The following is a 12,248-nucleotide window of genomic DNA, read 5'->3' as shown; positions in this document are numbered from 1 at the left end:
CAAACCCGCTCTCAACACCCGCCTGAAATCCGCCTTACCCCCCGCAAATAAAGTGCCGAATGTTAAAATTTGTCACGTTTTGGCGTATTCAATTCGATTAACATCTAAACGCCTGCAGCGATTGAATTGACGGCCTCGCATGCCGGAAAAGGGAGCAACGTGATGCATTTTTCCAACGTCCTCGCTATTGCACGGACCCCATCGAAATCCGAGGACTTCAGCGAGCTTATAGTTCGTACTGTACCGAAAAATCTAAAAGTCGATACACGCTCCTACGGCCAACTAATCGGTCCCTATGCAAGCCATGGACATTACCGTGCCATCATCATAGAGATCGACACCCCCTCTGCCAGCACCCAAACGCTGGACATCATTAAAAAAACCAGATCGGAAAATCCTGGCAGCACCATTTTCCTGGTTGTCACCTTCGCCACTACACTAAGCAAAACCAAATATTATCTCGCAGGCGCTGATTACTGCATAAAGGTCGTCGAGAGCTCGCCCGAGAAAAAACTTGCCCTGTTTGCCGCGTTCCTCAGCGAGACATACTGGCTAAGTAATACTGATTTGCTACTCGATCAGGACCGCATGTGCATCTACGGGGGTGGCAAAAAGCTCGAAGTGTCCTTTGTCGAAATGAAAGTACTGGAAGCGCTCATTCATAATCGATTGCTCAGCCATGATGAAATCGCCGTGGTAATGGGGCTGAATCCCCGATTTTATGATTCAAGGGCCCTCGAAAAATCGATTAGCCGGTTACGTGGCAAAATAAAATCACATTACGGAAGCAATATAATTCAGAGCATTCGCGGTTACGGCTACAAACTAAGCAGAGGGCTGGCTTCGGTTAATCATATCCACCCCGTCAGGGAGCGGTCGAACCGTGAATAGCGGAACCTTATTACGTGAGGCGTCAGCCTGCTTCACCTTTTCGCGGCAAGCGATACTTGAACGAAGTTGCACGCTGTGGGGCAGTGAGATCCGCGTCCACGCCGAGCCTGCGCTCGACAGCCCGCGTGATGGCGCCTGCCCGTTTTATTCCGAACAACTTAAAGACGCCTACAGCGAAGCCCTGCAACATGCCAGGCCGAGTTCATTTGCCCGCACAAGTAAACGTTTGCGCGCGGATAAAAGCCCGGACCTCCACAAGTTTTTCCGAGTTGAGCAATCGCTGTTGATGAATGAGGACCTGCTCAAGGAAATTATCGATACTTCACACACGCTGGAAAAAAACAGACAACAACTCATTGTCAGCGTTGAAAATACACTGGACACCCTTCCGGGCCCGCTGGAACGCCGGAGCATGATCCGTCAACTGTATAGCCTGAAAGACCAGAGCAACCTGAAGCTTGCCTATAACAATTACACATTAAATACAAAAAACACCGACCTGCTGATCGACTTGAGTCTTTATGACTATATAAAAATGCCTTTTCCAGACTCGGCCCTCAGGCTCAGTCTGAACACCCGCTCGGGCCTGTTCGACCGGCTTTACGACCAGATGCTGGGGCTGATGAGCGCCACCCGGGTCTCCTTCATCGCCGACAACGTCGAGCACGCCGACAGCGCACTTCTCGCCAGACGCTTGCCTTTTGACTATTTTCAGGGCCCCTACTTCTCCCCTGCTGATAGTTTATGAACCCCCGTACTTTCCTGGAATCGGTGAATGCCATGAGTTCTCTCAAGAAACACACATTTACATCGACGTACCCGTCAATCGCACTGCACGATTTCACGCCAAATGTGGCATTTTTACATTACGACGTTGACAGCGGGCCGCTGATCGAAACCGTGGAAAAAACATCGGACGCTTCGACCAGTTCCTACGCTGTTACCAAAGAGCAGAATTTCAATCTGTGGCTCAGTAACTATGTCGCCGCCAAAAGACTTTACGAAGCCAGTAATCGACTGACCCGACAACTTTACGACGCGTCAAAAAAACCTAACATCACGGCTCTAAAATCAGACGTCACACACCCGGACCTGAATAACACCACCACGGAAACAGTTAACTCATCCTCTGCATTACGCGGCCCCGATGTCTGGCTACTTACCCAGCAAGATCGTGCGCTGGTGAAAGGTGGGCTACGCATTTCCTTGACCACTATTGAGTCGGCATTGATTAAGAAAATGTTGAACCATGAAGAACGTGTGGTCAGCAAGGAAGAACTTATCCGCAACATCGGACGTGAGCCCGACCTCTATCGCGGGCTTGAAATGTGCCTTAGCCGATTGCAGGACAAGTTCAAACGCGTGAATGATGGCGAACGCCTGTTCCGCGCGGTGCGTAACCGTGGCTACTGCCTGACACAAAAAATAAAAAGCCCGCTGAGCAGTCGCGCGAACGTCACAGAACAATAATTATTTCATAAAAATTACAATTCACCCTGCCTATTAGAACGCCTTTCTATCTGCCATTTTATAACAACATGACCGCGTTATAAGTCGTCAGCCATTGCTCCCTGCCATTTATTACTATCAATACGCACGCCTACGCGTGCGCCTGTCATTTGATAGTCATTAAAACCACGCCTCGCTTTAACCTGCCAGCACGTGAGTGGATACCACAGGGAGCAGAAGTATGCTTAACAACAGAAGAATGCATCGTAACCTTACACCCAAAGGCCTGACCTTTTGGGGACAGTGGGCAATTGCCCTGAGTGTGGTCGTTGTACTTTTGTTTTCACTGGTACTTTTCAAGACCGGGCAATTGGAATCCCACTACCGGATATTGGCAGCCATTACAATACTGGCCTCTATACCGGCCTACATGTTATGTGACGTCTATAGCAAAAAAGATGACTTTTTTGTTGGGTTGGGACGATTATTCACCGGCTGGTTATTGACCCTGGGCATATTGTTCGCGGTCGGCATAGCCTGTAATGCCAGTTCGCTGTTTCCCTTCGAGATCCTGCTACTGTGGGCCGCTGTCAGCTATCCAATACTAGCCCTTTGCTACATTCCCATTCACAGTCTATCCAGGTACTACCACCGGCAACTACATGAGCGCCAGAAATCGCTGATTATTGGTACGGGAAAACTTGCAACCGACTTGGCCAATACTCTCGCCAGGCAAAAACGCTCCCCTCTGGTCGGTCTCGTAGGTCCCCGCACCACCTCCCCCCAGGCCGGCACCCAGCCTCAGATCCTCGGTGACTTGCCCGATCTTCCCGCGCTGATCCGCCAGCACGGTATCCGCCGCCTGTACATCACTCACTCTCTCCAGGAAGCGACCCACATCGAGGCGCTGTACCTCAACCTGCTGGAGATCAGCGTGGACGTGATCTGGGTGCCCGACCTCAACAACATGCTGCTGCTCAACCACAGCGTGGCCGAGGTGGATGGATTGCCCGCGATCTTCCTCAATGAAAGCCCGCTGACCAGCCGGCCGACCGCAGCACTGAGCAAGTCGCTGCTGGACAAGAGCCTGGCCCTGTTGGCGATCATCCTGCTCAGCCCGTTGCTGCTGCTGTTCGCCCTGCTGATCAAACTTACCTCTCCCGGCCCGGTAATTTTCAAGCAGGATCGTCACGGCTGGAACGGCGAGGTGATCAAGGTCTGGAAGTTCCGCTCGATGCGCGTGCATGACGACCACGAAGTGCGCCAGGCGAGCCGCAACGACTCACGCATTACCCCCGTAGGGCGCTTTATCCGCCGCACCTCCATCGACGAGCTGCCCCAGCTGTTCAACGTGCTGCAAGGGCATATGGCACTGGTCGGCCCACGCCCGCATGCCGTCGCCCACAATGACTACTACTCGGGCAAGATTCGCGCGTACATGGCGCGGCATCGCATCAAGCCCGGCATCACCGGCCTGGCGCAGGTCAATGGCTGCCGGGGTGAAACCGAGACCCTGGAGAAGATGCAGCAACGCGTCGATATCGACCTGCGCTATATCAACAACTGGTCGCTGTGGCTGGACATCAAGATCCTGTTCAAGACGCCGTTTACCCTGCTGTCCAAAGACATCTACTGACCCCGCCCTTCCCCGTGCCGCTGCATCGGCGGCGCGGGGCACCAGGCGCGCTTTGCGCCCTCCCCGCCACCACTCCCCGCAAGGCGCAACGATAGCGCCCACAGCAACGCCCGGCCCGGGCCATTCGCATAGTCATCAAAGAGGAAAGTCAGGCAAGTGTTGCGCGCCGGCATTGCACCTGGCGCTGTAGCGTTCTGGCTTGGCGACTGCCCGGCGCATTCAACGCCGGGCAGTCGACAACCTGGTCGGCAGATGCCGCACCGTCACTCAGTGATCTTCTCGAAGTTGTTGTAGAACAACTCGCTGTCACGCCCGTCGGTCATGGTCTGCAGCGAATAGCCGCGGTTCAGGCGTGCGCCGCCGTCACGGGTCAGTGGCGCCCATACGACGTTGGCCCGACGCATCGTCGAGGTGCTCATCAATTCGTCGAAGGGGACGGAAATATAGATACCCTTGTCGAAGCTGCCTTCGCCATATTCTTCCTTCGAGGCGGTGGTCAGCGTCACCCAGCCACCAAACTTCACGCCGTTCTTGAACTGGCGCGAGATGTCGACGGTGGTGCCCCAGTCCCGCGCCAGGTAACGCCCCACACTGACGGCGGCCAGGGTGTCATAGGGCAGCTCGGTATAGCTGGTGACATGGCCGGTGATGGTCTGGTAATCCCGCAGGCCGAAGCCCTGGTTGAAATCACGCTGGCGCACGAAGTTCAGGTCTGCGCCCACTGACCAGTGCTTGCCCGCCGGCCGGAACAACACCTCGCCGCCCACCCCGGCGTACATGGACTCCAGGTAGCCGCCGTAGACCATGCCATACAGGTCGCGGTCCAGGCGCTGCGCATGATTGACCTGGAAGTTCGGCATCGTCACATCGGACGTGGTCATGTATTGGCGCAGGTCGGTGCGTACTCGCGGCAACCCGCTGGGTGCGTCGTAGGTGAACTTGTCGTAGTTGTTCAGCAGGTTGGCGCTGAGCAAGCCGCTCCACCAGGTATTGCGGGTAAAACGGTACTCCGCGTCGGCGTCGGCAGTGAACTGATAAAGCAAGCCGTCGGGGCCACCGATGTTCTGTTTGTAACCCAGGCCAAGGCCATAGTTGAACGGCTCGGATTGTCTGCTGTAGAGCGTGGTTTCCCGATGGGCAACCGCCGGGTTGACCTCGGTATTACGGTGCAGGTCCGTCAACGGCTGCTGGTTGTTCACCACTGCGCGGAAGGTGTCACGGGGCACGCTGGTTTCTTCGATGGGCATGTCATAGCGCTTGTTCACCAGGGTGAACCAGTCGATATCCTGATTGGCGCTGTTGTCGAGAATCCGGCTGGCGCGTCCCACGGCCTTGGCTGAATAGAAGTAGCGTTGCTGCTCGCCATACACCATCAATTCCGAGCCGCGCCGGGCAATGCGCTCCACCTTGTAGCCGGCATTCTGCTGCAGCCTGTCGGCGACGTTGGCCCAGTTGACCTGGTCGGCCGGGGTGGTGGGCATGCGCGCCGGCAACGGTTCGGCGGGCGGGTCATAGGTCTTGACCGGTGCCTTGCGGCTGACAAAGTTGGTGTGCAGGGTGATGCCGAACATCGCGGTATTCCCGCGTTCCCAGGCCGCACTCAGGTCGACGCTGTCAGCCAGCTTATAGACCACGCCAATGTTTACCGGCGAGTCCTGCTTGATCGGGTTGTCCAACGGCTCGTGCTTGTAGTCATTGCCCTCGTATTCGAGTTTCAGGCTCAAGGGTTCCCAGGGCGTTTGATAGGCGATCCCGCCGAACAACGAAGGGCGGCCCCTGAAATAGGCGTTGGAGTTCACATCCCCTGCCCTGGCGACGACCGCAGTGCTCTTGGGCCGGTCGTTGAACTTGCTGCCGAACACCGACAGCGGGTTGCCGAAGTCGCCTCGGTTTCCCAGGTAGCCCCAGGCGATGCCGAGGCTGAAATCCAGGTTGCCGTGGCGCTTGTTGGCGACAAAGTATTCGCTGGAAAACAGCCCGGTACCGCCGATGTCCCGGGCACCGAAAGCCACCTGCGGTGCCCACCGGCTTTCCTCCCAGAGCCGCGCCTTGAAGTCGATGGCCTTGTCCTTGAAGCTCTGGCTTCCGCTCAACGCCTCGGCGCCGTACCTGCGGTTGCTGATGGCGGTATAACGAAACGAACCCTCCAGCCAATCAAACGGTTGCAGGGAAAAACTGTAGCGCGAGTAGGGATCGGTGCGGTTGGCGTTGGCGCTCAACTCTCCCGCCGGGGCCATGCGTGCGGTGGGGGTCTGTAGCAGGCCCACGCCGCCGAAATCATTTTGGGTGTAACGGGGGTCACCGTGAGCCAACCCGCAAGGCAACAGCAGTACAGCCGCAAAACGTAAATTCAAGGGTTCACCTCAGCCAACGGTTGAGTGGCGAAAAACTCGGCCAGTTGTTGGTTGAGATCAGGGGTCGGCGTCTCAAGGTCGTCGCTGCGGATCGGCACCAGGATCCTGCTGCCGGGGGCCGCCACCACGCCGTCCTCGCGATTCCACGCCGCCACGCCCACGCGCCGTACCTGGCCGTCGGGCTGGATCAGCCACAGGTCATCGCGCTCGGCGTCATCGAGGACCGTGCAGTCGCCAACATAATCCCGCACCTCGCGCATGGCCCGGTACGGCACATCACAGGACTGCGCGACCGCCCCGAGCACCTGCACGGTGGACGGCCTCACGGGGTAGACCAGCCGGTCCCCGTCATCCAGCAATGCGTTGCGCGCGAACCCCGTCTCCACGGCGATCGGGTCCAGCACTTGCACCTGGCGGCCGGTGACCGGCAACTGTTCGACCTGTCGATACAGACGCGCACTCAAGTCCGCCCGGGAGCCACGGTCATCCAGCAAGGCCCCTCGTTGCAGCAGTTTCAGATCGAACAAAACCCCTGCCTTCAAGCGTTCCTGCGTGCTCACCAACGACTGGTGCAGCCACGCGGCGCCCAACCAGTAGCTTTCTGCATTGGGTTGGGCCACACGAATAACGTCCAGCAAACGCGCCCCCGGCTTGACCTCGAAGGCGCCAGGGCTGCGCACCTCGCCACTGACTGTAACGGCCGCCTGGCCAGTGCCGGGGCCGATCAGCAACAGGCCCAGCCATAAAAGCTTCGAACACTTCATCGGGCTGCCTCCCGGTCGGGACGCAACTGCACGATTTTCAGGGCCAACCGGGGCGTCAAATGCTGCTCGCTGCGCCAGATGAAACCATCCTGCGGGTCGACCCAATAATGGTTGGTGGCGCGGAAATTCAAGGTGGGAGCGTCCACCTGCTCGTCGATGCGCAGCAAGGCGTAATCCTTGTCCAGAATGCGGAGGGTCTCGATACCGTGGCTGCTGAAACGGCTGTTGACCGCGATACCGATTCGGTTGCCGTCGTAGAGGTCGATCCAGCGTGTGCCGGTGTAGCCGTCGGGCAGATGCTGGAGCCCGCGCTTGAACGGCGATTCGCCACTGAAACGCGTGCCATCCAGGGAAACACCCAGCCCGACAGTGCGTACCACCAGGCCGTCACGCATCATCACCACTTGCTTGCCGGAAGCGACCCAAAACTGCAGGTCGCCCCGGCGCCGGGCCATGGCCATCACGCCCTCGCTGACGGCGGTGGTCACCAGGATCTGCGGGTATGGCACCGCGTCGACCTGGGCGCGGGTCACGTTGATCGGGGCCGGGCCCGTCACAGAGGTTTCGAGGGTGTACCACGACGCCCTCATCAACGGGTTACACCCGCACAACAAGAGCGCCATCGACAGGCAGGCGCTGGTAGGCAACATTTTCACCACGGGATAACGCCTTATCTGCTGTTGACTTCACTGAGGTCATTGGCCGATCGGGCACCAATCCCAATGGCACTGGCGGTCGGCAGCAACTGGCTGATCAGGCGGTTCCAGCGCGTCACGCCGGCCGGCCCGACGTACACGATGTCCTGGGGTTGCAAGTCGAACCGGGTGGCCAGCACCAGCGCGGAAGGTGATTGGGCATCGAGTTGGAACACCTTGGCCGGTTCGGCTTCCAGGTTGTCCACGCCGCGAATCACATAGACCGCATTGCCATTGGAAGTGGTCTGGTTCAAGCCGCCTACGGTACCCAGGGCATCGGTCAGGTTGATCGACTTGCCCTTGAAGCTCAGGGCCCGGGGCTGATTGACTTCGCCCATCAGGTAGACACGTTTCTGGTCGTTATAGGGCAGGTACAAACGGTCGCCGCCCTTGAGGTAGATGCCCTGCAGTTGCGAGCCCTGGCGATTGAGGCTGTCCAGGTCAAGCGTGTACTCACGGCCGTCGCGCGTCAGGGTCAGGCTCGAGAGGTCGGCATTCGTGGGGTCGACACCGGCCGCCCCAATGGCCTCGACGGCGCTCAATGGCGTGGTGGTGATCGGCTGTTGCCCGGCCTTGATCACCGCCCCGGTCACCACCACTGTCTGGCTGGCAAACCGCAAGACGCTGACGTCGACCTGTGGGCTTTCAATAAATTGCGACAAGCGCCCGGCGATAAAGGCCCGCAGCTCTTCGATGGTCTTGCCGGCCACCGGGACGTTGCCGATATACGGATAAAACAACGTGCCATCGGGGCGAACCAGGCGCCCGTTGGCGTCGATCTGCTGTTGCGGCCCGGACGGTGCCGTCAACTCGGGATGGTCCCAAACCGTGATAAACAACAGGTCATTGGCACCGACGCGATAGCCACCGGGCACATAAGACAACAGTTCTGCCGGCACCGATTCACGAACATGCGTGGCGGCATCCATGGCAATCAATTTGGGGGTGATGGGAATCAACTCTACCCGAGTACTTTCGGAAGAACCCTCACTGGACATTTGACTGGTGTCCATATGTTGACCAGGCGAAAACATGCAGCCGTGCAAGCTGAAACTTGCCAGCAAAAGAACAGGTAACCTACGAATCATAATGGCACTACGCTAGTCGAGGGCGAGTCTAAAAAAGATCACCCAGAAGTTCCGGGTGATCTTGAACAACACACATTGCGGGTTATTAGTTGGTACCGGTGGTACCGCCTGTACCGGTGGTGCCGCCGGTGCCGGAAGTACCGCCATTGGAACTGCCGCCCGAGTTGGAAGCCGCCGCCGCAGCGCCGACTACCGCGGTACCGACCCCGACGGTTTCACCGAGCGTCACGCCGCCCACGAGCGGGGTGCTCAACGACAGGGGCTCGCTCGCGCCGGCCGCATCGCTCAAGGCCTCGCTCGCGACTTCACCTGCCGCCAATGCCGCAGTACTGCTAAAGGCCAGCACGCCGGCCAACAGTATTTTCCTCATATCAGACTCCTTCTCGATATTTACCCCTTATCAAATAATGCAATAAGGGCGTAGTGATGGAACGGAGATAAACAGGCTATGCAAACTGCGCAAAGATCCTGTTGGATCACGCACTTAACCTCCTCGAAATCATCTCACTTGTGGATAGCTCAAACCACCAATGTTAATAATCGTCAGGATTAAACAACGGGGCGTACCGATAACCCGCGACCAATACCGTAATACTCGAAACCATTGGCTTTCATACGCTGCGGATCAAATATATTGCGGCCGTCAAAGATCACCGGCGTGCTCAGTTTTTCTTTTATCAAGTCCAGGTCCGGGGCCTTGAACTCCCGCCATTCGGTCACGATCACCAGCGCATCGGCACCTTGCAACGCCGCTTCCTTGGTGCCCATCAGCAACAGGTCTTCGTTCATCCCGTAAATGCGCTGGGTCTCGGCCATCGCTTCGGGGTCGAATGCCTGGACCCGGGCACCCACGCTGCGCAGTTGTTCGATCAACACGCGGCTCGAGGCTTCGCGCATGTCATCCGTATTGGGCTTGAAGGCCAGGCCCCAGATGGCGAAGGTCTTGCCCTCCAGCTGGCCGCCGAAGTGGTGGTGAATATGCCCGAACAGGTGCTGCTTCTGGCGCTTGTTGACTTCCTCGACGGCAGACAACAGCGTTGCCTGATAGCCGATCGACGACGCGGTGCGCTCCAGCGCCTGCACATCTTTCGGGAAGCACGAGCCGCCATAACCGCAGCCTGGGTAGATAAAGTCGTAGCCGATCCGTGGATCGGAGCCAATGCCTTTACGAACCGCCTCAATGTCGGCGCCCAAGCGTTCGGCGAAATTGGCCATTTCATTCATGAAGGAAATCTTGGTGGCCAGCAGGCAGTTGGCCGCGTACTTGGTCAGCTCGGCACTCCTGATGTCCATCGTGATGATCTTTTCGTGGTTGCGGTTGAAGGGTTCATACAGCTCCCGCATGCGGTCCACGGCGTAACTGCTGTCGCTGCCGATGATGATCCGGTCGGGCCGGGTGCAGTCGGCGACCGCCGAACCTTCCTTGAGGAACTCGGGGTTCGAGATCACGTGGAACTCCACCTCGAGCCCCCGCGACGTCAACACCTCGGACACCTTCGCCCGGACCTTGTCCGCCGTCCCCACCGGCACCGTGGACTTGTTAACGATAATCTTCGGCTCGGTCATGTTGAGCGCAATGGTCGCGGCAACGGAGAGCACGTACTTGATGTCTGCGCTGCCATCGTCATCAGGCGGGGTGCCCACGGCGATGAACTGCACCTCTCCATGCCGCACGCCTTGCGCGGCGTCGGTGGTGAAGTGCAAGCGTCCGGCATCATGGTTCTTCTGGACGAGCGCACTCAGCCCGGGCTCAAAGATCGGAATAATGCCGGCCTTGAGGTTCTCGACTTTAGTCGCGTCCACGTCGACACAACACACCTCATGCCCCGCGTCGGCCAGCACCGCTGCCTGCACCAGACCCACATAGCCGATTCCAAATACAGTTACATTCATTTCAATCTTCCTTTAAACAAGCTCGAGGCGGCCATAGCGGTCTTCAAAGCGGATGATGTCGTCCTCGCCCAGGTACGAGCCCGATTGGACTTCAATCAGCTCCAGCGGGATTCGCCCCGGGTTTTCGAGGGAGTGCACAACGCCAATGGGGATGTAGGTGGACTGGTTCTCGGTCAGCAGCACTTGCTTGTCGGCGATTTGCACATTCGCGGTGCCGGACACCACGATCCAGTGCTCGGCCCGGTGGTGGTGCAGTTGCACCGACAGCTTGTGCCCCGGCTTCACCGTGATCCGCTTCACCTGGTACCGATAGCCCTGGTCCACCGAGTCATATTTGCCCCACGGCCGATAGACTTCGCGGTGGCTGGTGCTCTCGATCCGGTGCTTTTCAGTCAGCTGCGCGACTATTTTCTTGACGTCTTGCGCGTGGTCCTTGGTGGTCACCAAAATCGCGTCGGCGGTCTCGACGACCACCACATCATTAATCCCTGCAACCGTGACCAGGCGGTGGCTGGCATGCACATAGCTGTTGGTGACGTCCTGCAGCAGCACGTCGCCCTGGGTGCAGTTCTGGTTCTGATCCTTGAGGCCCGCTTCCCACACTGAGTCCCAGGCACCCAGGTCGCTCCACGGCGAATCGAGGATGACCACCGACGCGATGTCGGTCTTTTCCATCACCGCGTAATCGATCGACACGTTGGGTGCGTTCACAAAATCCACCTGGCTGAGCCGGGTGAAATCCTGGTCATGGGCCGCGTTGGAGAGGGACAGTTCCGCGGCCACCATGATCTCCGGGCTCAGGCGCTCCAGCTCGGTCTTCATCACCGAGGCGCGGAACATGAACATGCCGCTGTTCCAGAAGTAGTTGCCTTGTTCCAGGTAGCCTTGCGCGGTCGCCAGGTCGGGCTTTTCCACGAAGGCATCGACATGCGCGGCGCCGTCCACCGCAGCCTCTTGAGTACGGATATAGCCGTAGCCGGTCTCCGGCTTGGTGGGCACAACCCCGAAGGTGACGATCTTGCCTTTGTTGACTTCCACCTTGGCCAGCGTCAAGGCCGCATTAAAGGCTTGGGTATCGCCGATCACATGGTCCGCCGCCAGCACCAGCAGGATCGGATCGTCCCCATCCGCCAGCGCCGACAGGGTTGCCGCCGCAATCGCCGGGGCGGTGTTGCGGGCGGTCGGCTCAAGGAGGATTTTCTGCGGGATCACGTCCAGTGATCGACTTTGCTCGGCCACGATGAAACGGTGTTCTTCGTTGCACACAATGATCGGCGGGCTGACGGTCTCGCCCTCTATCGACAGGTTCTTGATGCGATCCAAGGTGGCTTGAAACAAACTCAAGTCACCGTGCAGCGCAATAAACTGCTTTGGTTTAAGCGCTCTTGAAAGCGGCCACAGGCGCGTGCCTGAACCGCCAGACAATATAACTGGGATCATAACGATTACTCGATGATTAAAGGCAATAAGAGCGGATT

General features: G+C 58.1%; 11 protein-coding genes. 4 read left to right on the top strand and 7 right to left on the bottom strand.

Going from position 1 to position 12,248, the window contains the following annotated elements:
- The first annotated feature begins 162 nt into the window (after positions 1–162).
- From HX817_RS04600 to HX817_RS04585, 4 genes are all read left to right on the top strand, one after another.
- Complete coding sequence (locus tag HX817_RS04600; RefSeq protein ID WP_003211381.1) at positions 163–891, top strand: winged helix-turn-helix domain-containing protein; 729 nt, start codon at positions 163–165, stop codon at positions 889–891.
- A complete protein-coding gene (locus HX817_RS31185; RefSeq protein ID WP_177039865.1) occupies positions 884–1,639 on the top strand; it encodes a hypothetical protein in 756 nt (251 codons plus the stop codon). The genes HX817_RS04600 and HX817_RS31185 overlap by 8 nt, the downstream gene beginning before the upstream one ends.
- A 32-nt stretch (positions 1,640–1,671) precedes the next feature.
- Positions 1,672–2,361, top strand: a complete 690-nt coding sequence (locus tag HX817_RS04590) for a winged helix-turn-helix domain-containing protein (protein WP_008435430.1) — start codon at positions 1,672–1,674, stop codon at positions 2,359–2,361.
- 220 nt (positions 2,362–2,581) lie between these two features.
- Positions 2,582–3,976 carry an undecaprenyl-phosphate glucose phosphotransferase gene (locus tag HX817_RS04585; RefSeq protein WP_087694227.1) on the top strand — a complete coding sequence of 465 codons (1,395 nt, stop codon included), beginning with the start codon at positions 2,582–2,584 and terminating at the stop codon, positions 3,974–3,976.
- Between the two features lie 263 nt (positions 3,977–4,239).
- Here HX817_RS04585 and HX817_RS04580 read toward each other — a convergent pair whose 3' ends face one another.
- From HX817_RS04580 to HX817_RS04550, 7 genes are all read right to left on the bottom strand, one after another.
- Positions 4,240–6,330, bottom strand: coding sequence for a YjbH domain-containing protein (locus tag HX817_RS04580; protein ID WP_177039864.1), 2,091 nt, complete (start codon positions 6,328–6,330; stop codon positions 4,240–4,242).
- On the bottom strand, positions 6,327–7,094 hold the full coding sequence (locus HX817_RS04575; protein ID WP_177039863.1) for a capsule biosynthesis GfcC family protein: 768 nt from the start codon (positions 7,092–7,094) through the stop codon (positions 6,327–6,329). Before HX817_RS04575 ends, HX817_RS04580 begins: the two co-directional genes overlap by 4 nt.
- The gene (locus tag HX817_RS04570; RefSeq protein WP_032899416.1) at positions 7,091–7,750 is read right to left on the bottom strand and encodes a YjbF family lipoprotein; all 660 of its coding nucleotides are present in this window, start codon (positions 7,748–7,750) and stop codon (positions 7,091–7,093) included. Before HX817_RS04570 ends, HX817_RS04575 begins: the two co-directional genes overlap by 4 nt.
- Positions 7,751–7,764: 14 nt before the next feature.
- A complete protein-coding gene (locus HX817_RS04565; protein WP_143495494.1) occupies positions 7,765–8,877 on the bottom strand; it encodes a polysaccharide export protein in 1,113 nt (370 codons plus the stop codon).
- A gap of 85 nt (positions 8,878–8,962) precedes the next feature.
- On the bottom strand, positions 8,963–9,247 hold the full coding sequence (locus HX817_RS04560; RefSeq protein ID WP_003211359.1) for a hypothetical protein: 285 nt from the start codon (positions 9,245–9,247) through the stop codon (positions 8,963–8,965).
- Positions 9,248–9,426: 179 nt separating this feature from the next.
- Positions 9,427–10,770 (bottom strand): UDP-glucose/GDP-mannose dehydrogenase family protein, encoded by a 1,344-nt coding sequence (locus HX817_RS04555; RefSeq protein ID WP_003211357.1) that lies wholly within the window; start codon positions 10,768–10,770, stop codon positions 9,427–9,429.
- A gap of 12 nt (positions 10,771–10,782) precedes the next feature.
- Positions 10,783–12,210 carry a mannose-1-phosphate guanylyltransferase/mannose-6-phosphate isomerase gene (locus tag HX817_RS04550; protein ID WP_177019926.1) on the bottom strand — a complete coding sequence of 476 codons (1,428 nt, stop codon included), beginning with the start codon at positions 12,208–12,210 and terminating at the stop codon, positions 10,783–10,785.
- Between the last annotated feature and the right edge of the window lie 38 nt (positions 12,211–12,248).

The sequence above is a fragment of the Pseudomonas sp. C6002 genome, assembly GCF_013385805.1.
Taxonomy (GTDB): domain Bacteria; phylum Pseudomonadota; class Gammaproteobacteria; order Pseudomonadales; family Pseudomonadaceae; genus Aquipseudomonas.
The sequence above is the reverse complement of the archived record's forward strand: the minus strand, read 5'-3'. Positions and strand labels throughout refer to the sequence as shown.

Bases quoted from the DNA above. Each gene is read 5' to 3' on its own strand.
- HX817_RS04590 (WP_008435430.1), top strand. From the start codon at position 1,672: ATGAGTTCTCTCAAGAAACACACATTTACATCGACGTACCCGTCAATC.
- HX817_RS04585 (WP_087694227.1), top strand. From the start codon at position 2,582: ATGCTTAACAACAGAAGAATGCATCGTAACCTTACACCCAAAGGCCTG.
- HX817_RS04575 (WP_177039863.1), bottom strand. From the start codon at position 7,094: ATGAAGTGTTCGAAGCTTTTATGGCTGGGCCTGTTGCTGATCGGCCCC.
- HX817_RS04565 (WP_143495494.1), bottom strand. From the start codon at position 8,877: ATGATTCGTAGGTTACCTGTTCTTTTGCTGGCAAGTTTCAGCTTGCAC.
- HX817_RS04600 (WP_003211381.1), top strand. From the start codon at position 163: ATGCATTTTTCCAACGTCCTCGCTATTGCACGGACCCCATCGAAATCC.
- HX817_RS04560 (WP_003211359.1), bottom strand. From the start codon at position 9,247: ATGAGGAAAATACTGTTGGCCGGCGTGCTGGCCTTTAGCAGTACTGCG.
- HX817_RS04550 (WP_177019926.1), bottom strand. From the start codon at position 12,210: ATGATCCCAGTTATATTGTCTGGCGGTTCAGGCACGCGCCTGTGGCCG.
- HX817_RS04555 (WP_003211357.1), bottom strand. From the start codon at position 10,770: ATGAATGTAACTGTATTTGGAATCGGCTATGTGGGTCTGGTGCAGGCA.